The sequence below is a fragment of the Rhizobium sp. BK591 genome, from assembly GCF_014195045.1.
Taxonomy (GTDB): Bacteria; Pseudomonadota; Alphaproteobacteria; order Rhizobiales; family Rhizobiaceae; genus Rhizobium; species Rhizobium anhuiense.
Genome location: NZ_JACIAZ010000002.1, coordinates 112616 through 133111, shown reverse-complemented (window position 1 = coordinate 133111; position 20496 = coordinate 112616). Strand labels below are relative to the sequence as shown.

At 60.2% G+C, this 20496-nt stretch carries 17 protein-coding genes and 1 pseudogene; 6 read left to right on the top strand and 12 right to left on the bottom strand.

The annotated features are described in order from the left end of the window. Nucleotides 1-286: 286 nt before the first annotated feature. The 3 genes from FHX10_RS07745 to FHX10_RS07735 all read right to left on the bottom strand — a co-directional run bounded on the left by FHX10_RS07745 (nt 287) and on the right by FHX10_RS07735 (nt 3100). On the bottom strand, nt 287-1204 hold the full coding sequence (locus FHX10_RS07745) for a sugar ABC transporter substrate-binding protein (RefSeq protein WP_184389219.1): 918 nt from the start codon (nt 1202-1204) through the stop codon (nt 287-289). Between the two features lie 79 nt (nt 1205-1283). Beyond that, nucleotides 1284-2048, bottom strand: a complete 765-nt coding sequence (locus FHX10_RS07740; RefSeq protein WP_028756648.1) for an ATP-binding cassette domain-containing protein — start codon at nt 2046-2048, stop codon at nt 1284-1286. Beyond that, on the bottom strand, nt 2045-3100 hold the full coding sequence (locus tag FHX10_RS07735) for an ABC transporter permease (RefSeq protein WP_174824425.1): 1056 nt from the start codon (nt 3098-3100) through the stop codon (nt 2045-2047). Before FHX10_RS07735 ends, FHX10_RS07740 begins: the two co-directional genes overlap by 4 nt. A 99-nt stretch (nt 3101-3199) precedes the next feature. Between FHX10_RS07735 and FHX10_RS07730 the strand changes: the two genes are divergently transcribed. Continuing rightward, the gene (locus FHX10_RS07730; RefSeq protein ID WP_028756358.1) at nt 3200-4087 is read left to right on the top strand and encodes a GntR family transcriptional regulator; all 888 of its coding nucleotides are present in this window, start codon (nt 3200-3202) and stop codon (nt 4085-4087) included. 258 nt (nt 4088-4345) lie between these two features. Here FHX10_RS07730 and FHX10_RS07725 read toward each other — a convergent pair whose 3' ends face one another. Further along, nucleotides 4346-4879 carry a hypothetical protein gene (locus FHX10_RS07725; protein WP_028756359.1) on the bottom strand — a complete coding sequence of 178 codons (534 nt, stop codon included), beginning with the start codon at nt 4877-4879 and terminating at the stop codon, nt 4346-4348. Nucleotides 4880-4994: 115 nt separating this feature from the next. Beyond that, complete coding sequence (locus tag FHX10_RS07720; RefSeq protein WP_028756649.1) at nt 4995-5660, bottom strand: transcriptional regulator; 666 nt, start codon at nt 5658-5660, stop codon at nt 4995-4997. A 638-nt stretch (nt 5661-6298) separates the two neighbouring features. Here FHX10_RS07720 and FHX10_RS07715 point away from each other — a divergent pair. Further along, a complete protein-coding gene (locus tag FHX10_RS07715; RefSeq protein ID WP_028756650.1) occupies nt 6299-6850 on the top strand; it encodes a DUF2087 domain-containing protein in 552 nt (183 codons plus the stop codon). Nucleotides 6851-7323: 473 nt separating this feature from the next. Here FHX10_RS07715 and FHX10_RS07710 read toward each other — a convergent pair whose 3' ends face one another. From FHX10_RS07710 to FHX10_RS07675, 7 genes are all read right to left on the bottom strand, one after another. Beyond that, complete coding sequence (locus tag FHX10_RS07710) at nt 7324-8244, bottom strand: ArdC family protein (RefSeq protein WP_028756651.1); 921 nt, start codon at nt 8242-8244, stop codon at nt 7324-7326. Nucleotides 8245-8791: 547 nt separating this feature from the next. Beyond that, nucleotides 8792-9586 carry an inositol monophosphatase family protein gene (locus FHX10_RS07700; RefSeq protein ID WP_028756652.1) on the bottom strand — a complete coding sequence of 265 codons (795 nt, stop codon included), beginning with the start codon at nt 9584-9586 and terminating at the stop codon, nt 8792-8794. A 163-nt stretch (nt 9587-9749) separates the two neighbouring features. Beyond that, nucleotides 9750-10391, bottom strand: a complete 642-nt coding sequence (locus FHX10_RS07695; protein ID WP_097545232.1) for an HAD family hydrolase — start codon at nt 10389-10391, stop codon at nt 9750-9752. Between the two features lie 112 nt (nt 10392-10503). Continuing rightward, nucleotides 10504-11565 carry an ABC transporter ATP-binding protein gene (locus FHX10_RS07690; protein WP_028756654.1) on the bottom strand — a complete coding sequence of 354 codons (1062 nt, stop codon included), beginning with the start codon at nt 11563-11565 and terminating at the stop codon, nt 10504-10506. Then, a complete protein-coding gene (locus tag FHX10_RS07685) occupies nt 11562-13784 on the bottom strand; it encodes an ABC transporter permease (RefSeq protein WP_097545233.1) in 2223 nt (740 codons plus the stop codon). The genes FHX10_RS07690 and FHX10_RS07685 overlap by 4 nt, the downstream gene beginning before the upstream one ends. Before the next feature lie 67 nt (nt 13785-13851). After that, nucleotides 13852-14880, bottom strand: coding sequence for an ABC transporter substrate-binding protein (locus FHX10_RS07680; RefSeq protein WP_028755971.1), 1029 nt, complete (start codon nt 14878-14880; stop codon nt 13852-13854). A gap of 119 nt (nt 14881-14999) precedes the next feature. After that, nucleotides 15000-16022, bottom strand: coding sequence for an ABC transporter substrate-binding protein (locus tag FHX10_RS07675; protein ID WP_028755972.1), 1023 nt, complete (start codon nt 16020-16022; stop codon nt 15000-15002). Nucleotides 16023-16238: 216 nt separating this feature from the next. Between FHX10_RS07675 and FHX10_RS07670 the strand changes: the two genes are divergently transcribed. The 4 genes and pseudogenes from FHX10_RS07670 (at nt 16239) to ligD (ending at nt 20438) form a co-directional block, all read left to right on the top strand. Further along, nucleotides 16239-16979, top strand: a complete 741-nt coding sequence (locus FHX10_RS07670) for a response regulator (RefSeq protein WP_028755973.1) — start codon at nt 16239-16241, stop codon at nt 16977-16979. Further along, a complete protein-coding gene (locus FHX10_RS07665; protein ID WP_028755974.1) occupies nt 16976-19069 on the top strand; it encodes an ATP-binding protein in 2094 nt (697 codons plus the stop codon). Before FHX10_RS07670 ends, FHX10_RS07665 begins: the two co-directional genes overlap by 4 nt. A 215-nt stretch (nt 19070-19284) precedes the next feature. Beyond that, a pseudogene (locus tag FHX10_RS34970) lies at nt 19285-19389 on the top strand (Ku protein); the annotation flags it as partial. A 2-nt stretch (nt 19390-19391) separates the two neighbouring features. Continuing rightward, nucleotides 19392-20438 carry a non-homologous end-joining DNA ligase gene (ligD, locus tag FHX10_RS07660; RefSeq protein ID WP_028755975.1) on the top strand — a complete coding sequence of 349 codons (1047 nt, stop codon included), beginning with the start codon at nt 19392-19394 and terminating at the stop codon, nt 20436-20438. The last annotated feature ends 58 nt before the right edge of the window (nt 20439-20496 follow it).

Genomic DNA, 20496 nt, shown 5'->3' with positions numbered 1-20496 from the left:
CCGGCTCTGGGCCGGAAAATTGACCGCTCTCCCTGGTTCGCAGCGACCACATGGCCGTGACCGAACCGGTCACGACACCGGTTGAAAAAGCCGAAAGAGACAATAGGTGCTGCGGCGACGAAAAGTCGACGACCGACGAAGGTCGATTGCGGTACGGGGCATCGGCATCCAGCCTGCCAGGGAAATTCAAGCGAACTGAGGAGAGGGCGCAAAGAGTGGTCAAACGTCCGGCCCGCCCGAGAAGGACGGACCGTTTGCTTGATCCAATACCCGCAGGAGCAACGGTTCACTGGAATTTTGCCATATTCTCAGGCGTCACCAGCGCCGCGCCGGAGTCGATCAAAGACTCGACCTTCTCTCCGCGAATCGACTTTACCAGTGCATCCACACCGAGTTCAGCCATCTTGGTGGGGAACTGCGCCACCGACGCATCCTCCACTCCACTCTTTAGCGCCTCCTCTTCACCGCAACAGAAGTCGAAACCGACCAGCACAATCTTGTCGTTGGCAGTGCCGGCGTTCTTGATGGCGCGCGCCGCTCCGGCAGCGGGCGGGCCGCAAGCGGCATAAATGGCCTTCAGGTCTGGGTTCTTCGTCAGCAGATCCTCGGCGACACTGATCCCGAGTTCCTCGCTGCAGTTTGTGGCGCCTTTCCCGACGATCTTGACGTCAAGACCGTTGAGCCCCTCAAGCATACCCTTCACACGGTCATCAAGCGCCGGCACGCCGGGCACGCCCTCAAGAATCCCCATGGTGTCGCCGGCCTTAAGAACAGTTTTGAGATATTCGCCGGCGATTTTGCCTGCAGCGAAATTATCCGTCGTGGCAAGCGCCGTCCTGCCTTTCCAATCCGGAATATTGTTATCCATCAGCACGACCTTGATACCGGCCGCCACTGCCTTGTCCAGGGCTGTCGACACGGTGGGATCGACAGGCGTGAGGGCGATGCCCTGCACCCCTCGAGTCACCATTGATTCGATTTGTGCAATCTGGCCCTCGATGTCGGTTGCGGACGCACCCTGGCCGTAGATGATCTCTACCCCGGGATTTCTCTTTGCATATTCTTTGGCTGCGTTCTCCATTGTTGCAAAGAACGGTACGGGGAATTTCGTTATAAAGCCGAGTTTCACCGGCTCCTGCGCCAAGGACGGGACTGCGGCGACGGCCAGGAGCGCAAGAGCTCCCAGCAGGGATTGCGGTTTCATGATACACCTCCCACGTTTTCGACCGCCCTCCTCTAGAGCGATCTCGTTGTCCGCTGCCCCCACGAAGCAGCGATCTCCCTTAAGCCTCGGCGCCGACAATCATCGCGACAACGTCCTGCTTGTTTGCTTCCGTTGGCTTCAATTCGCCCACCTTCCGACCCTGCCGAAGCACAACCGCCCGATCGGCGATTTCGACCACATGCTCCATGTTGTGCGTGATGATGATCACGGCGTTGCCGTCGGCTTTGAGCTGTTTGATAAGGTCAAGAACCTGGCGAGACTCGCGAAGACCGAGGGCGGCCGTCGGTTCGTCAAGAATCACCAGCTTGCGCGCAAAAACTATGGCGCGCGCGACCGCGATCGCCTGTCGTTGTCCGCCGGACATCAGCGCGACCGGCGCATCGAATCTCGGCAGCTTAACCTTCAGACGATCGATAACACTCGCCGCTTCCTGCCTCATCGCGGCCGTGTTGAGGAAGCGGAGCGGACGCGGCAACCAAGAGGGAAAAGCGACTTCCCGTCCGCAATAGAAATTCTGTACGGGGGTCAGGTTGTCGAAAAGCGCCAGATCCTGATAGACGGTTTCGATGCCGGCGCGGCGGGCGGCTGCCGTCGAATGGAGCGATACGGGAGCACCATCCACGAGGATTTCTCCTTCGTCGAGGCTATGAAGCCCGCTAATGCATTTGACGAGCGTCGACTTGCCGGCGCCGTTGTCACCCAAGAGAGCGGTTACCTCACCTGAATAGGCATCAAAGCTTACATTTTTCAGGGCGTGTATTGCGCCGAAGCGCTTCTGGGCGTTTCGAACCGAAAGTGCCGGTGTGATGGATGTCGGGCTCATCGTGCGCTCGCCGATTGAAGCACGCGGGCGCGTGCTTCAAGATGGTTACGGAGCACGTCAGCCTCCACGGCGATGACGATAACGAGCCCAATCGCGATCATTTGAAAGAACACGTCGACGCCGAGAAGGTTAAGGGCGTTGCGGATGACGCCGATCAGCACGGCGCCGATCAGGGCGTGGCCGAGATGACCTCGTCCGCCCAGGAAGCTAGCGCCACCGATAATCACCGCAGCAATCGTGTCGAGCTCCAAAAGATTGCCGTAGATTGGCGAGGCGGCGGCGGTCCGGCCCGCGAGCAGCACCGAGCCGAGGCCTGCACAAAAGCCGGAAATAATATAGGTCGAAAGCAAAATGCCCCTTACCGGTATGCCCATGCTTCTGGCAGCACTCGGCGAGCCGCCGACCGCATAGATCCATCGGCCACAGACCATCGACTTCGTCAGGATCAGAAAAAGAAGCCCGAACATGCCGACGACAAAGAATGAATTGGGCACGCCAAGCGTCGTACCGCCGCCGATCGCCGTCACAGCGTCGGGCATTCCGCGCATGGTGGTGTGGCCTGGCGCCAATGCAAGTGCCAGGCCGCGGCAGATACTCAAGCTTGCAAGGGTAATGATAAAAGGATGTGGCAGCCGCCCGTAGACAAAGACCACGCCGTTGACCGCACCGACAGCCGTACCCGCAACCAGCATGGCCGTAATGACGACGATTGAGGAATCAACCTGCTGGTAGACGAGTCCGCCGATGACTGTCGCCAGCGCAAGATTCGAGCCGACAGACAGATCGATCCCTCGCGTCAGGATAACGAGCTGCTGCCCCATCGCCACAACGGCAATCACTGCCGTCTGCGCCAAGATGTTCCCCAGGTTAACGGGCTTTAGAAAAGCCGGCGTGATCAAACTGACGACGGCGATGAGCAATATCAGGATCAACAACGGGCCAAGGCTCAACAGCTTCAGTCCCAATGAGATGCCAGATTGTCTCGGGCGGAAGGTTGCTTGCGAACCACCAGGCCGCGACGAATTCTGAGGCAGAATCCCGGAGTCTTCCAATTTCCCCTAGCCTCTCCTGTTTTTTATACATAAGAAACATATGATACACGTACGTCAACTTGTTTTTTATGGATATCAAACCATACCTGGAGTTGCGCCATGAGAACCGATACGACATTCAAGCGGGCATTCAATGATATGATCGAGATCATTCGAACACTCGATCTTGGGGAGGAATTGCCGTCCGAAAACGCACTGCGCGCCCAGCTTGGCGTGAGCAGAACAACGGTGCGAAAGGTGCTGGCAGGGATGGCCGCACGTGGGATCATTATGTCTGAAGCCCACCGACGGATTATACGCAAGCAGCCGCGGCAGAAAGAGCGCTATCCGAAGGAAGAGACCTTGGCAATTTCGGAACAGGTCGAGACGAGCTTCATGGAATGGATGCTGCGCGGTGATGCCTGTCCGGGCACAGAAATCAATGAGACGGAATTGGCCCGGAAATTCGGCGTCGCGACAACGATTATCCGTGAATTTCTCAACCGATTTCAGAAATATGGGCTGATCGAGAAGCGTCAGAATGCCGGCTGGGTTTTTAAAGGGTTCACGGCCAGTTTCGCGCTCGAACTGTTCGAGATCAGAGAGATGTTCGAAATGCGCTCCGCCCGGCTGTTCGCCACCCTGCCCGACGGGTCGCCCGTCTGGAAACAGATCCAGGCCATGCGAGCGGCGCATTTGGAGCTGCTCGCAGATATTGACGCTCGATTTCAGGATTTCTCGGAGCTGGACAGCCGATTTCACCGGCTGATTACGGCAGTCGCGCCAAACCGCTTTATCGAAAGCTTCCAAGACGTTATCGCCATGGTCTTCCACTACCATTATCAGTGGAACAAGCGCGATGAACGCGCGCGGAACGAGGTTGCCATCAGGGAACATCTCGCGTTGATCGAAGCCCTTGAAAGCCGCAACGTCGCCTCGATCGATCGCGCCTGTCGACTGCATCTGACGTCCGCCCGCGAGACTTTGCTTCGTTCGATCATGCAGTAACCTTGAGATGCACGCGGCACTCATGGTCCAATGCGGAAAAGGCTTGATTGGTTTGAAGTGTCTCGTCCGCCGATGTGCCGATCACGGAAAAAGCATAAAAAGACGATCTGCCGCTGCGCAGCAAGGGGGGTCCCGTTGGCGTGCGGATGTATCTCCGACAACAATTAGGTCGTCCAAGCCATCCCCCACAACCGCGCGGCGGAAAATGCTTCCTGCAATGGCGAGCCCCTCTGCTTGGAGCTCGAGCCACCGACAGCTTCAACGTTCAAATCGCGCCAGCATCCGCTTCAGTTGTGCGTTTTGCAGTTGAAGCTTGTTCGCCAGTTGCTCCCGGAGCAAGCTGATCTCTTTATCGAGGCTCATCGCTTCATCAGACAGTGCGGGAACGCCTGGAGACTCATGCCGAACGACCCCAGTCTCGGCTTTCCTGCTGCGGCTGCCCCGTTTTCGGGTTGCGCCTCGGCGGGTCTGCGAGGGTCTCGAAGCGTCGTATGCGAGCACGTCGGTGTCATCAGATACAACCGAATTAGCAGCTTCCAGCGGCTTGGCGCCTTCAATAACCGGCGCGCCCTGTTCCTGCAGCTCACCAGACCTCGCACCAGATTGATCGTGAGGCCGCAGCTCCTCGCCTGCTGGGCGGTCTGTGAATCGCAATCCTTCGTCGTCCGCCGGTGCAGTCGGCCTGTCGACGGTCGACATTTCCGGCGTCACATCACCGGTCGAGTTGTTTTCTTCCTTCGGAAGCCGTCGCGGTGACACCAACCGAGCAAGAAGTTTCCATGGAGACGCCATTCTATTCGACCTCGCGTTACCCCACATGCAGTTGCGAATTCAAGTCTTGGCGGCAACGGGAACTGTCGCCAGACGCACATCTCCATAAACACGGAAATGTGCCGGCAACCGTTGGTCAAACGAGGTTGAGCCGCTTTCGCAATTCGGCATTTTCGGCGCGAAGCTTCTCAGCCAACAGCTTACGCAGTCCTCGATTTTCCTCTTCCAGCTGCAGTAGGTCCGCCATCTCATCGATCACCCCCGTTATAGGTGCGCTCTCGATTTGCACCGCCTTCGGAGTCCGTTTGATTCGCCCACGCTTGGCGCTGTTCACGACGTCATCGGCCTTGACCCTGCGTCCTCTCTTCGGTTTTCCGGCTGCCGTCTTGGCAGCATCCGCGGGCTCTGCCGCAACTTCGGCTGACCGGGTTTCAACGGCCACCTTTTTTGCGCGAGGTTTGCGCTGCTTCTTAATCGTCGCGGGAGCCGTTACCGCTGGGGCGTCAGCAACAATTGTCGTATCTCGTTCGTCGGCCATTATGGTCTCCTGTAAAGCCGCTTCAGTTGTCCGCTGTCGGGCCGGCAGTGTCAACACTCCCGGCTGTCCCCGTTCGGGCAGAGATAGCTCACCGCCTGGTTTGCCAACCTGGAAGCCTACCGGCGGAAAGAGCATTGCCTCTTCCTGCACATCTTGAGCGATGGACTTGAGATCCATGTCTCCCCAGATCGAATTCGATTTGCTCTCGGTTCTTCGCCGACCCGATTTGTGTTCGACAACAAAACTGCGTTGGAGTTTTTTCACTAAGAGGCCTTGGGTGTCTGCGGTGATGTTCCAGCGATGTCTTCAGCACCGCGACGGACTCCGTAGATAACGGCTGTCGCGCTGCCGGTCTAGACCCATGACGCGCCCCGCCATGCACACGGCTCTGACGGATCGTCCTCCGCTCGAAGTCATCACGACGTTGAGGGAGATGTCCTGTCCGTGCTTCAAAACACGACCGAAAGCGTATGATTGTGCTGGGTCGCTCTTGCGAGGCAATCAGCGGGGATCTCCAGTATGCGCGGCCTTGTTCGGGGGTTCAATAAGCAAGCCCTTAGATCAGGACGCATTAGGTTGGTATATCAGATCATTATGAGCCGCTTATCGTCGCGAGGGACAGCATAATGATCCGGGTGACAACTAGAGCCCGTCTACAATCGACAGGATGGACGCGCATCATTCCGCGCTCCGTAGCAGAACCGTCAAGGGTCCTCCGTTCCACTTGAACTCTCTAATACTGGATGCTATGTGCGACGCCGGGTCCGCAGTTCACCCAGGCATCGCCGTTCCCCCGAACACGCTAAACCTGCCTGTCAAGATAGATATGGACACCAATCCGTGCCATGTCGGAAGGGCGATCGCCGATGATCCTTTTGGACGGCACGACCGAAGGATAGGTCATGTCCAGAAAACTGATACCGCTTAATCTGAGCGACGTTTCGACGTTTGCCAAATCGGTGAGATCGCAATTGTCCAACCAAGATGGACTCCCGTCCCACCTCGAATTGTTGAATATCCTCGCCAAAGCTGCTGGGCTCGGCAATTTCCAGAATTTGCGAGCGACGGTGAAAGGTGCGGGGGATCCGGCACCAAGCCCACCCGACGACAAACTGTTTCAGCAACCTTCCGATATCAATCAGAGGCTGGTGGAGAGAATTGCCCGCTGCTTTGACAAGGGCGGCCGATTGCTGCGTTGGCCGGCGCGACGCACTGACCAGATCGTTGCGCTTTGGATATTGTGGGCGCAGATTCCGGCAGCACGCGAGCTCTCCGAGCCAGATGTAAACATCCTGCTCAATGAGCGCCATGACTTCGGCGATTACGCACTTCTGCGCCGCGAGCTCTGTGATCTCGGGCTGATGACCCGGACGCCGAACGGACGAGTCTACAGACGCGTCGAACGACCAATGCCTAGCGACGCGGCAGCGGCGCTCCGTCTTATCTTGCGCTGATCAGTCCAATCGGCACTGATCCCGATCCCATTCTCGTGATCGGCGGTGGCGAGGGCTTTATGATGAAGTCCGACCCAGGCTCGTCTCGCAAAGAATGCAAGCGAAATTTGGCCCATCCGTCAGGCGGATGTAGCTGACATGCTATGTGGGGCTGATTGCTGGAGTTCAGGTCTTTCGACCGGTGACCGGCAGCGTCTTGTGAGGGATCGAACCTGTGCGGCGTGGGGAGTTAAGGAGCTCGCTTCACCTCGGCTTTTCGTCGCTCCTGGTTCAACCTGTTGCTCCGGCTGCCTGTCGAGCTTGGACGTGGTCTGGAGAACTTGGAGGCGACGGGAGCAAGAGGTCAGGAACCCTCTGCTAGCTGCGGCTGTCAGCGCGTCGATATCTACAGCAACGGTGGTTAGCCGCGTTTGTCGCGTGGCTAGCGGACCGTTGCCGTGATGCGCGTCTCTCATGGATGAGGCAGAGGCGGCTCACGCCGCCTCCTCCTCGTCGCGGTTCGGCTGCAAGGAATGCAGGTAATCGACGGCGCGCTGCGCATGTGCTGCCGCTGAAAAGATGGCACGCTTGTCGTTGCCCAGAACCTTGAGCCAGCCGTCGAGGTAGCTTGCGTGGTCGGGTCGTGGTTCGAGCTCGGGGACGATGCCGAGATCGGCGCAGAGAAACGCGCTGCCGAGTTCGGCAATCAGCTCCTCACGGGCACGTTCGCTCCTGCCTTTTGCGTAGCGGCTGAGATCGCGATCAAGCCTTCGTGGTGCGCCGGTCCAGTGCGTCATCTCGTGACTGAGGATGGCGACATAGGAGGCATCGTCCCTGAAGGCATCCAGGCATGGCATCTGGATGTAATCACGCTGAGCGGCATAATAGGCAGCCGTACCTCCGTGCCGGATCAGCGCACCGGTATTGGCAAAGAAGCGGCCGGCATTGCCGATGCGGCTCATTGGATCGACGACAGGTGCGATGTCATCAAAACGCCCGTCGAGACCGGCGATCTGATCGGTGTTGAACACTGTGTAAGCTTTGAGGAATGGAATATCCTGTTCGACCTCAGTGCCAGTCTCCGTCGTTTCAGTGCGGATGAACGAACTGGCGAAGATCACGGTTGTGCCGGTTTCGCCCTTGCGGACGGCGCCGCCGAGCTCGATTGCCTGGCGAAACGTCATCCAGCTTGATGAGGCAAAACCACGGGCGATGGCTTCGGACCAGAGGAGAAGGACGTTGATCCCGGAATAGGGTTGACCGTTATGGCGCAGTGGCCGGCTGACCTCGCCCGTCGCATGTCCCGTCGTCCAGGGCTTGGTCCACGGCCGCACGCCACGTTCGAGATCGGCGATGATTTTGGTGGTGATGCGGCTATAGATATCGGATCGTTGATGGGATGGCTGCCTGCTCATGTCTGAACCTCCGTTTCGAGGTCGCGGCCATCGCGACCTGCTACGGCGGTCCGAAAGCCAGGCTGCAAGCGCAGCCTGCACCCGCAGGGCCGCAACGTAGTGGAGGACGGCAAGGCCGTTGCGGGCGGCGCGAGCCTGGCAGGACCAGAAGCCGAGGCAGGACGCAATGGCCGCAATAGGATCGGCAAGTGTTGATGCAGGCAGACGTGGCAGATCTGCGAGGTGTCAGGCCGTCGCTCACGCCGCAGATGGACCGCGGCAATGAGGCCCACCTGGCCGGCCGCGCCAGTAACCCGGCGATATCGACAACGTCGCCACGCAACGCCGAGACGATCCTGAAGTGGATGCCGCTCACCGCTTCAGCTCGAAGGCCAAGTTTGGCAGGTCCGATCAGGCGCTGATGCCTATAGCGGACGGAGTGCAGCGTCCCATCAAGGTTGGACTGCCAGTCATTGGCCCTGTGCCCAGGCCTCCGGACGGGTTAGCTCATGCGTCTGGCCCGCCTTGGCCGTATCGGCCAGAAAAGTGCACTGAGCGGCCTTGAAGGTCAGCCAGTGTGGATTGCAAGCAAATCGGCATAAACTGTCGGATTGCTCGCCAGCACCGGATGGCCCTGCAGCAAGGCTTCGCCCTCAGCCGGGAAGGCTAGACGGGTTCCACCGGCTTCCTTGACGAGGCAGTAGCCGGCCATGCAGTCCCAGGCACGCATGTGGGGCTCGTAGTAGCCAACAAGCCGCCCCGCGGCCACATAGGCCAGCATCAAGGCGCCCGAGCCATTGCGGATGAAGTTGCCACCCTTGGCAAGCAAAGCAGACACAATTGCGCCTACCCGCTCCGGGGTTACATAGGAATTGCAGCCAATGCCGGTCATTGCATTCTGCAAAGTCCGTGACGGATCGAGGCTGAGTTTCTTGCCGTTCAGGCTCGCGCCCATGCCCGCCGCCGCTGCGTAGAGTTCATCATCGCACGGGACGTGGATCACGCCGATCACGGGCATACCGCGGTGCAGAACGGCAATCGATACACACCATGTCGGCATGCCATTGACGAATGGCGCTGTTCCGTCAATCGGATCGACAACCCATGTCAATCCCGACCCCCCTTCCTGATAACCGTATTCCTCGCCGAGAAATCCGTCTGCCCCAAAAGCTTCCGCCACGCGCTCTCGTATGAATGTCTCGACGTTGCGGTCGGCAATTGACACGACGTCCTGCAGATCCCGCTTCGTTTCGATCACGAGTCTGTCGCGCCCGTTGAAATAGTCGAGCGCCATAGCGCCCGCCTCCCGCGCAACGGCTTTGGCAAAGACAAAGCGTGTATCAAGTTCCGTCTGTTGCGACATAATGCTGGTACTCCTTGCAATAGTTCAGGTCGTTGAGTGGTTTAAGAGGTCGGCGTCGAAGTGGATGGGCGAAGCGGCCGATCAGGGGGGTGATTAGAATCGCTGCTCAGATGTATCGGCAACGGACATCAAGAACCTGCGCAAGAAAAGGCGCAGCCGAATCTCAGGCCTTCATCTTCAAGCTGTCGCGAATGTTCAACTCGCGTTGCTGCTCAGGAAGATCAAGCCGATTCACATCAATGGCGCTCATACCCGCCCGTCGAGCTGCTTCGAGACCTTGTTCGCTATCTTCGAACACGACACACCGGGCTGGTTCTATTCCCAATAGAGCGGCCGCCTGCAGAAACAGGTCTGGGGCCGGCTTTGGATTTGCCACGTCATCGATCGTGACCAACTCGTCGAAATATTCCCGCAGGCCCGTTCCATGCAGGGTCGCAGTGACAATTTCCCGCGAACCGCCGGAGGCAACAGCCATGGGACGCACGCCGGCCAACCGGCGAACCGTCGCAGCAACCACATGCACTTCACGCACTCTGTGTAGATTCTGAAGAAAGTGCGATCGCATGGTGGCGATGACGGATTCGCGATCGAGCACAACGTCGAATTCTCGCTCAAAGGCCTCCATAAGGACCCCTTCAGACATTCCCGCCCGCATCAAATACCAGGCCTGATTCATCGGTTTGCCGGAATGGGCAAAGCCGGCTGCCCATGCGTCCGCATAGACAGGGGGCGTGTGAACAAGTGTGCCGTCGCAATCAAAAATCACGGCCTCGAAATCATTTTCCAGCGATAGAATATCAATCATACCTAATCCTTCCGGCGGGCGAACATCGGTTTAACGCAAGGGCTCCATACAGGCTCGTTCTGTTAGGCGGTCATCGAACGCAGGCTGGCCCAGGATTTTGCCTCAGAGTCTCTCACGTGCTGATAAGGGCGATGCCGCGACTTCGGAAGCCGAGCGTAGCGTCGGACGCGACCGGTAAAATGCGGTCGACGGCGTGGTCGACGATGAAGAGCGTGCCGACGTCGGTTTCGACCTCATACTCGACATGATCTCCGAGATAGGCCGAATGCAGGATGCGGCCGGCAAGCCCGTGCCCCCGCCCCTCGGAAAGCGCGATGGCGCCGGGACGAACGGCAAGGCTCGCCGCACCCGGCGTCGCTCTACCCGCCGGCACACGATGTCGGAAACCACCAATGCGGATGTCAGCATCGGCGCCATCGATACCAACCACCTCGCAGGGGATCACATTCGCCTCTCCCATGAAATCCGCGATGAAGGCGGAAGCCGGCGCTTCATAGAGGTCGCGCGGGGCGCCGGACTGGGCGACTTCGCCATCTTTCATGATGATGATGCGGTCGGACACGGCAAGCGCCTCATCCTGATCGTGCGTGACATAGACGGCGGTGAAGCCGAGGCGCTGCTGGAGTTCGCGGATATCCGTGCGTACCTTGCGGCGCAGGCGCGCATCGAGGTTGGAAAGCGGCTCGTCGAGCAGCAGCACCTGCGGTTCCAGCACCAGCGCGCGGGCGACGGCGACGCGCTGTTGCTGGCCGCCGGAGAGTTCGGCGGGCAGGCGATGGCCCATGCCGGCAAGGCCGACCAGTGCCAGCCCCTCCTCCGCCTTCTCGCGCGCTTCCTTGCGGCTGAAGCCCGAGGATTCCAGGCCATAGGCGACGTTGTCGCGCGCATTCATGTGCGGAAAGAGCGCATAGGACTGGAAGACCATCGAGACATCGCGCTCATTGGCCGGCAGCATGGTGACGTCCTTGCCGCCGATCAGTATTTTTCCGGCCGAAGGATGTTCGAGGCCGGCAAGCATGCGCAGCGTCGTCGTCTTGCCACAGCCGGAGGGGCCAAGCAGGGTGACGAGCGTACCGCGCTCGATGGTGAGCGAGAGGTCGGGAATGGCAGTGAAGGCTCCAAATGTTTTGCGCACGTTCTGGAAGACAACGGAACCGGCTTTGGGATTAATCATGCGATTTTCTCCTGGCGAGAGGAAGCGGATGTGGCAAGGCCGGCGACGCGGTTTTCACGGCGCAGGCGCCGTTCGCCCACGATGAGCTGGAAGCAGGCGATGACGGTGATCATCACGACGATCAGCATGGTGGAATAGGCGATGGCCACGCCATATTCCCCGTTCTCGACGAGGCCGACGATGTAGGAGGTCGCCATGTTGTACTCGGCGCTGACGAGGAAGATGACGGCGCTGATGGAGGTGATTGCGCGCACGAAGGAATAGACGAGCGCGGCGGTGATGGCCGGGCGTAAAAGCGGCAGGATGACCTTGCGGATCGTGCGGAAGCTGTTGGCCCGCAGCGTCAGGGAGGCTTCATCCAGGCTCTTGTCGAGCTGGCTCATCGCCGCGATGCCTCCGCGCACGCCGACCGGCATGTTGCGGAAGACGAAGCAGGCGATCAAGATCAGTGCCGAGCCGGTCATTTCCAAGGGCGGCAGATTGAAGGCCATGATGTAGCTGACGCCGATGACTGTGCCGGGAATAGCAAAGCTCATCATGAGGGCGAATTCGAAGGCATTCTTCCCGACGAATTTTTGACGCACGATAATATAAGCCGTCAGTAGGCCGACGGCGGCAGTCAGCGGAGCAGAGACCAACGCGATCTCGATCGTCGTCCAGAACGAGTTCCAAGCGACGCCCGTCCAGGCGATCCCATTTTCGAAGCTGATCGAGAAGGCCTTGGCGTAGTGGTCGAGCGTCAGCGAGTTGTCGAGACCCCAGGTTTTCACGAAGCCGCCGACCAGGATCATGCCGTAGATGACGAGCGTGAAGAGGATCCACGGGATGACGACGGCGTGAACGCCGATCGACAGCCCTCGCGGCAGAGCGATGTGCGATCCGCTATCGCCCTTGCCGGTGACGGTGGCGTAGTTTTTGCCCGACAGCCAGACGCGTTGGGCGAGGAAGGCGGAGAGCGTGAATAGCAACAGCACCGTGGCGAGTACGGCGGCGCGCGACGGATCGTTCTGCGACCCGACCACGGCGAAGAAGATCTCGGTCGAAAGCACGCCATGGCTGCCGCCGAGCACCAGCGGATTGCCGAAGTCGGCCATGCTTTCGATGAAGCCGATGAGGAAGGCGTTGGCCAGACCGGGCTTCATCAGCGGCAGCGACACCCGCCGGAACGTGCGCCAACGGTCGGCGCGCAGCGTCGTGGACGCCTCCTCCATCGACGGGCTGACGCCCTCGACGACTCCGATCAGCACGAGGAACGAGATCGGCGTGAAAGACAGCACCTGCGCTATCCAGATGCCGGTGAGACCGTAGAGCCAACGGCCGGGCTCGATGCCGAAGAGTCCCGACAGCCCCTGCGTGACGACACCGGCGCGGCCGAAGAGCAGCGTGAGCGCCAGACCGATGACGAAGGGTGGAGTGATGATCGGCAGGATCGTCAGCAGCCGCAGGCCCTTCTTGAAGGGAAACCGCGTGCGGGTGGCGACAAGCGCGAAGGCGAGGCCAAGCAGGGTCGAGCCGAGGCCGGTCATGATGGCGAGCCAGAGCGTACGCCAGGCGACGCCGCAGCGACCGGCGCCGATCACACAGTTGAGGCTCCAGATGCTCGGATCCTGCACGTTCCGGATGAAGTTATCCGCATTGAACGAGCCGTCGAAATCCTGCACCGATCCGATGAACATGCTGCCAATCGGGTAGAAGACGAAGACCGCGACGAGGAAGACGAGCAGCGCGATCGCGCTGACGACAAAGGCATCGCCCTTCATGACACCGCGTTCGGCAAGGCCGAAGGCGAAGAGCAGCACGAAGGTGATCGCAGAGAGCACCGCACCCGCCCCCATCGAAGCCTGACCGTTCGAGAGCGGGCCGAAGAGCATTTCGCTCACCGTCCAGGTCCAACCGGAAAAGCCGACGGCGAGGCCCTGGAGCGACAGGAAGAGGACGCCGATCGCGCCGGTCCAGGCGAGCACGGCGCCGCGGCGCATTGGGTCTGCCGTGCCGCGGGCCACGATAGCCAGGAGAAGGAGCACGAGCGCAGCGGCAAGCCACAGCCGGCCGTGCGCGAAAATCTGCACGACGCCGGGGGCGGCTTCCGGAGAAAGGGGGAAACCGGCCAGCCAACCGAGTCCGAAGAAGCCGTTCTCGATCCGATACCAGGGCAATAGGGTCAATGCGACCACGCCCAGGATCAGGACCACGTCCAGCCTGCGATTGCCATGTCTCATGGCTGACCTCGCTGTCTTGAGTGTGAGGAGGCGGCGCCCGGGGAGACGGGCGCCGCCGGTCTGGACATCAGTTGGCGGCGGCGCCTATTTCCCGATCCCAGCGTTCCAGCAGTGCCTTGCGCTTCGTCGGCTCGCCATAGGTCTTGAAGTCGTAGTCGATCAGCTTGATGTCCTCGAAGCGCGGCGCCTCCTTCGGGATTGCGGCGCTCTTGTTGGACGGCAGCTGGAAGGACTTGGCATCCTTCATGCGCGACTGAACTTCCGCCGTCAGCGCCCAGTCGTACCAGATCCTCGCATTGTCGAGATTGCGGGCGCCCTTGATGATCGACATGGAGCCGATCTCGTAGCCGGTACCTTCGCAAGGCGTAATCGACTTGACCGGGAAGCCTTCGGCCGTCTGCGCCACAGCATCGTGGACGAAGACGATGCCGAGCGCCGTCTCACCGCGTGCTGCGGCCTTGACGGGTGCCGATCCGGACTTGGTATATTGCGATATGTTGCCGTTCAGCTTCTTCAGGTAGTCGAAAGCCTGGTCCTCGCCCATGATCTGCACGAGAGAGGCGAGCGCCGTATAAGCGGTACCAGAAGAATTCGGGTTCGCAATTTGGATTTCGCCCTTCAGTTCCGGTGCCAAAAGGTCGGCCCAGCAGACTGGCTCCTTGTAGCCTTTGGACTTGAAGATTTCCGTGTTGTAGCCCCAGCCCAGCGCGCCGGCATAAACGCCGACGGTCTTGTAACCGGAGCTTTCGGCCTGCTTCTTCGCCCAGTCGTTGAGTTCATCGAGCTTCGGCGACTTGTATTCGAGGGTCAGATTTTCCGAAGCCGCCTGAAGATGCGGATCGCCCGTGCCGGCCCACCATATGTCTGTCTTCGGATTGCGAGCCTCGGCGCGCACCTTGGCATAGGTCTCGCCGGACGAAAGGCGAACCATGTTCACCTTGATGTCGCTATGCGCCTTCTCGAAATCGCCCTTCATCTGCTCGCAGATGACAACGTCTGCCGAGCAGATGAGGTTGAGTTCGCCAGCCGCCTGCGCCGGTAGCGCCCCGAGCGCCGTGCCGGCGAAAAGCACGAGGGAAAGGGTCTTCATTTTCATGGGGCATCCTCCTTGTTGCCTGGGTTAGATTTTCGCACGAACAAGACACAGCAGAGCCATCGGCCTGCCCGCGTCGGCGTGTGCATGTTTCTGGGTTGTGGTTTGTCTGAATGCCTTGATCAGTTCGTCGCGGCGATTTCCGCATCGAACCTGCGGAGCAGTCGACTTCGTTCATCCGGCGAGCCGAAGGTAGCGAAGTCATAGTCGACCATCTTGATCATCGAGATATCCGGGGCTGCAAGCGGCAGGGTGGATTTCGCGTTGGATGGAACTTGGTTCTGGCCGGACGCCGCGCCCGTACCCTGCCCTTCCGGGCTCAGCGCGAAATCGACGAAGCGCTTTGCTTCCTCGATATGCCTTGCGCCTTTGACGATGCTCACGGCGCCGATCTCGTAGCCGGTGCCCTCGCAGGGTGCGACGATGACGAGGGGAAAGCCCGCTTGCTTCTGCGTCACGGCGTCATGCATGAAAGAAATGCCGATGAGCGTTTCTCCTCGCGCCGCCGCCTTGATCGGCGCAGCCCCCGAGGGTGTGTAACGTTCGATATTGCGATTGAGCGCAGCGAGATAACGGAAAGCCTCATCCTCGCCGAAGAGCTGAACCAGCGTCGCAAGCGTCGTGAAGGCGGTGCCAGACGAATTCGGATTACCGCTCTGGATGCGGCCGCGATAGGCGACATCCGTGAGGTCCTTCCAGCAGGTCGGCGCGGGCAGCTTCAGCTCGCGCAGCAGGTCGGCATTGTAGGCAAAGCCGAGCGCCCCCGCATAAATGCCGGCTGAGCGGCCGCCAGACATGGCGAAGAAGTTCTGCGCCCAGGGCAGCATGTCGCGCTCATGGGCCGGCTGGTAGGGTTCGAGCAGATTTTCAGAACCGGCCTGCAGATGAGTATCGCCCGTGCCGCCCCACCAGACATCGACGGTAGGTGCTGTTTTCTCCGCGCGGATCTGATTGAGAATATCGCCGGTGCTCTTGCGTGTCACCGAAATTTCGAGCCCGGTCTTCGCCTCATAGGCCGTCTTCATCGCGGCACACCACGTCTCGTCCACCCCGCACAGAACGGTGAGCGACGGTGCTGCGATGCCGGTGCTGGCGCTCGCCAGCCACAAAGCTGCTACCGCGCTGAAAGCGGTGATGCCTCTCACAACTTCCTCCCATTGGACCTTGCGTCCCAATCTCCGTAATCAGGATGTCACATCTGCTTCCCCGCGCAATCGAAGAATGGTTACGGTTCTTACAGCCGGAGCCGGTATCACCCTCGAAAAAATGACAAAGGTTACAAATGTGACAAACCGCATAACACGAGCTCGCTTTGAAGATCGTGACATCTCTGCCTATAATAGGCACGGGAGGACGTGCATGTGTTGAATGAGAGGATAACCATCCTGATCGTCGAGGACGATCCGGACATGGCGGAGCTTATCTCCGACCTCATAGAGGCGGAAGGTTGGACAGCTCTAACCGCGCCATCCGCGGAAGAGGCCGCGATCGTCCTTTCGCGCGAAACCGTGCATCTCGTGCTCGTCGACCATAACCTGCCCGGCACATCCGGACGCACCTTCGCGCAGCGCCTGCGCGCGCAGGCCAATATCGGCATTGTCATGGTGACCGCTGCAGGCAGCGCCGTGGACCGGGTGCTGGGTCTCGAAACCGCGGCAGACGACTATGTCGTCAAACCCTTCGAGCCCATCGAATTGACGGCCCGTATCAAAGCCGTGCTGCGCCGGACGATTCCCTCGCTGAAGCCGGAGCGCGAAAGCGAGCGGGAGCATGAACCCACATCCCTGAAGCTCGGCGAATGGTCGGTGGATCTCAAGAGCCGCCGCGCCATCTGCCGTACCGACCCCGCCAAGTCGCTCACGAGCGCCGAATTCGCGCTGCTCGAAATCCTCGCCGAAACGCCAAACACACCCGTTAGCCGCGCGCATATCCTCGATCGACTGGGCGCGGAAAGCGAGCGCTATATCGACCGCAATGTCGACGTGCTCGTGCTGCGTCTGCGTCGCAAGATCGAGCGCAATCCAGACCTGCCGCGCCATATCAAGACGCGCCGCGGCAAGGGCTATATTCTCGACACAGACGATAGCGAGACCGCACCGTGATCAGCCGTCCGTTCCTCTCCTCCATCGCCTTTCGGCTGCCCTTCGCCATCGCCTTCATCTGCGTGCTCGTCTTCAGCCTTGCGACCATTGCCGTCTACGGCCTGCAGCGGGCGCGCCAAGAAATGGCCGCCTATGGCTTGCAGGCGTTTTCGGCTCTCGCCAAGGCCTCGCTGGTCTCGCGGCAGGTTTCAGACCTCGTCTCCAGCGCACCCTTCCTCATGAATTCGACCTCACCCTACCGGGTCTCTAGCGAAAGCCGCTCGGTCGTCCTGCAGGTCGATGCGCTTTTGCGCGCGATGCAACCTGAAAACGACCGGGCTGCCGTACGGGGTTTTGCCAGCAGCCGCATCGTAGAGCTGCTGGAAACCATCCGCACGCAGACGACGACGCTTGCGGGCGACGCGGAATCGGCCCAGCAGCACAAGGCGGAGGCCGCGGCAGCACTCGGCGAGATCGCGACCGGCAGCGGCATTGGGGATGCAGGTTTCCGCAGTCGGCTGAACGCCATCGTCCAATCCGCCTCCAATTCGGATAGCCTCTTCCAGCTCGGCGAATTGCGCCGGCGCTACGTCTCGGAGACCGCCCCGCGACTCGAACGCGCCGCGCCGGACACCCGGGTTGCCGCCGCCGAGCTTGCGCCTTACGAACGGATCTTCGAGGCACAGACGCGTTATCTGCTCGAAATGTTCGCCATCCGCGCCGCAGTCTCGCGCCTGCACAGCGTCTCACGCGATCTGTCGCATGCGACGGAAACCCAAAGCGAGGCCGTTGCCCGCAACCTCAGTGACGACCTCGTCTCGACCTCCGATGCATTGAGCCGCATCCTCGTCATCGTCGCTGTTGCCTCGCTGTTGGTCCTGGCAATGGCCGTGGTCTCGATCCGATCGGTCATGCGTGTCTCACGCGGCATCGTCTCCCTTTCGAACGGCATGAACGCACTGGCAGAAGGGCGCAAGGATGTTGATACGCCTCGCTATGACGGCACGGAAACCGAGCTGGTGCGCCTGCTCGAAGCTTTCCGCGCATTCCGGGAGAGCGTCGAGCGCGTGACGCGGCTTCGGCGTACGGCGGAGGCCGCCGCACGCACCATCCGCTCCACCTTCCGCAGTATGAACGAAGGCATCGCGCTATTCGATCCGCGCGGCCGGCCGATCACCATGAACCGGCGTGTCATCGAGCTGGTGGGCTGGTCTGGTTCGGCCAGGAAATTGCCGCTTCGCAGCTTCGTGACGCCGCTGCCGGAGATTGATCGGGCCCTTCTGCCGGCTGAGGATGATGCGGGGCTGCTCACCGACCGCTGTGTGCTGCGCCATCGCTCCGATGTCGGACAGGTAACCGAAGTGTCGGTATCGCGGCAACCGGACGGCGGCGTCGTGCTGCTGGCGCGCGATATCACCGACATGGACCGGCAGGAGGCGGAGGCGGCAAAAATCCAACGGCTCGACGGCATCATGCGTATGACCCATCAGGTGAGCCACGAAGTCGGCAACATGATCGGCATCATCACCGGCAGCCTCGGCCTGCTGGAGCGCGAAACCGGCTTCAATGAGCGGCAAAAGCGACACCTCGCCCGCATCCGTAAGGCTGCCGACCGCGGCAGGTCGCTGGCCGGGAGTATGCTTTCCATCGGCAGCCAGCAGCCGATCCATCCCGGCGCGGTGGAGATCGGCGCGGTGCTGCGCGGCATGGCCGACGTATTGGAAATCGCCATCGGCGAAAAATGCCGGCTCGCCTTCGAAATAGCCGGCGACCTGCCCACCGTCCTCATCGACACGGCGCTCTTCGAACAATCGATCCTCAATCTCTGCCTCAACGCCGCCGCGGCTATGCCGGCAGGTGGAACAATTCTCATACGTTGTTCCCGCAGTGAGGCCGGCGTCAGCGTCAGTGTGACAGACGACGGCATCGGCATGACACCCGAGGCCGTCGACAAAGCCTTCGAACCCTACTTTACCACGCGCGACGCGGAAGGCGGCGTCGGTCTTGGCCTAGCAGTGGTTTATGGATTCGTACGCCAAAGCGGTGGCGACGCTCGCATTGCCTCGGTGCCGGGCAAGGGAACCGTCGTTGAACTTTTGTTTCCGGCATGAATTGTCACTTTCGCCTTTCATCGCACCAGTTCGCATGTGCCGAACGCACAAGAACGCACGCAGCCGCAAAAAAGGCATTGAATCAAGAGCATCTGCCGACTCGCAATACGAGCGAGATATCAGCGTTAAGTCATTGAAACTAGATTCGTTTCGACTTGGAACAAAGCGTCACTGATTCGGTTGAGTCGGGTTGGTTGCGTCAGGAGTCCGCGAAGATGGTTACCCCGCGAGCGAATTGGAAAGGCTATATCAAGTTTGGAGAGGTCGCGTTCCCTGTTGCCTTTTACACAGCGGCATCGTCCTGCGAACGGATAGCCTTTACATGATGCGTCCACGTCGCCCCTCCCTGCCGTTGCTCGACGAGTCACGCTTAACGCTGCTGTCTCGTCCGATCCGCAAGCGCGACCCCGACCAGCCGAGTCTACCCTTCGATCCAATGCCGTCACGCGTCGAGCCATGTCTCGCGCTGCTCAAGCCGACCGTGCCTATCGGATCGGATTGGCTCTATGAGGTGAAGTGGGACGGTTATCGATTGGCAATCCACATCGAGCCAAAGCGCGTGCGGGTCATCACTCGCGGCGGCCATGACTGGACCCACCGCTTCCCCACCATCGCTGCTGCGGCAAAAGACCTTGGGGTAACAACTGCCATCCTCGATGGTGAGGCGGTCGTTCTTGACGAGCGGGGCCGATCTGATTTTGCCGCCCTCCAGCGTTCGCTCGGCGGGCGGGGGGGCAAACGGGTATCGACCGAGTCCAGCCTTTTCGCGTTCGACCTGGTCTATCTCGATGGGCATGATCTGACCCGCACCGAGCTTGCAGTGCGCCGGCACCTGCTTGAAGACCTTGTGCCGGAAGACGGCGACGGCGCGATCCGTCTTTCCGAGGAGATAGAACTGCCCGCCGAAGACCTGCTCGAGCACGCCTGCCATCATCAACTGGAAGGGATCATCGCCAAGCATCGTGACCGACCTTACCGAAGCGGCCGGACCGGTGACTGGCTGAAGATCAAGTGTGTCCAGAGCGAAAGCTTCATGATCGTTGGCTACGAGCAGTCGGCAGTCGCGCGGGGCGGCATCGGCAGCTTGCTGTTGGCCGGTAGGAAGGGATTCGATTGGGCTTTTGTGGGATCAGTCGGGACTGGATTCACTGCGAAGGATGCCGAGCACCTGAAAAAGACGCTCGATCCGTTGAAGACGAACCGGCCGGTCGTTCCGCTGAGGGGCAAGCGCTTCGTCTTCGTGCAGCCGACGCTGATCGCTGAGATCGAGTTTCGGGGCTGGACTGGGGACGGCAACCTCCGTCATGCATCGTACAAGGGGCTTCGGGAGATCCAGGACAACGCGGCAGTGTATGATTTGACGGAATGATCCGACGCCTGGCCAGCTGGTCGTCCTCTGCAGATCTTGGCCGGCCCCGAATTCGCAA

What these genes read in the sequence shown, in the direction of transcription:
- FHX10_RS07745 (WP_184389219.1), bottom strand. Translation starts at nt 1,204, where the DNA reads ATGAAACCGCAATCCCTGCTGGGAGCTCTTGCGCTCCTGGCCGTCGCC.
- FHX10_RS07740 (WP_028756648.1), bottom strand. Translation starts at nt 2,048, where the DNA reads ATGAGCCCGACATCCATCACACCGGCACTTTCGGTTCGAAACGCCCAG.
- FHX10_RS07730 (WP_028756358.1), top strand. Translation starts at nt 3,200, where the DNA reads ATGAGAACCGATACGACATTCAAGCGGGCATTCAATGATATGATCGAG.
- FHX10_RS07725 (WP_028756359.1), bottom strand. Translation starts at nt 4,879, where the DNA reads ATGGCGTCTCCATGGAAACTTCTTGCTCGGTTGGTGTCACCGCGACGG.
- FHX10_RS07715 (WP_028756650.1), top strand. Translation starts at nt 6,299, where the DNA reads ATGTCCAGAAAACTGATACCGCTTAATCTGAGCGACGTTTCGACGTTT.
- FHX10_RS07710 (WP_028756651.1), bottom strand. Translation starts at nt 8,244, where the DNA reads ATGAGCAGGCAGCCATCCCATCAACGATCCGATATCTATAGCCGCATC.
- FHX10_RS07700 (WP_028756652.1), bottom strand. Translation starts at nt 9,586, where the DNA reads ATGTCGCAACAGACGGAACTTGATACACGCTTTGTCTTTGCCAAAGCC.
- FHX10_RS07695 (WP_097545232.1), bottom strand. Translation starts at nt 10,391, where the DNA reads ATGATTGATATTCTATCGCTGGAAAATGATTTCGAGGCCGTGATTTTT.
- FHX10_RS07690 (WP_028756654.1), bottom strand. Translation starts at nt 11,565, where the DNA reads ATGATTAATCCCAAAGCCGGTTCCGTTGTCTTCCAGAACGTGCGCAAA.
- FHX10_RS07685 (WP_097545233.1), bottom strand. Translation starts at nt 13,784, where the DNA reads ATGAGACATGGCAATCGCAGGCTGGACGTGGTCCTGATCCTGGGCGTG.
- FHX10_RS07680 (WP_028755971.1), bottom strand. Translation starts at nt 14,880, where the DNA reads ATGAAAATGAAGACCCTTTCCCTCGTGCTTTTCGCCGGCACGGCGCTC.
- ligD (WP_028755975.1), top strand. Translation starts at nt 19,392, where the DNA reads ATGATGCGTCCACGTCGCCCCTCCCTGCCGTTGCTCGACGAGTCACGC.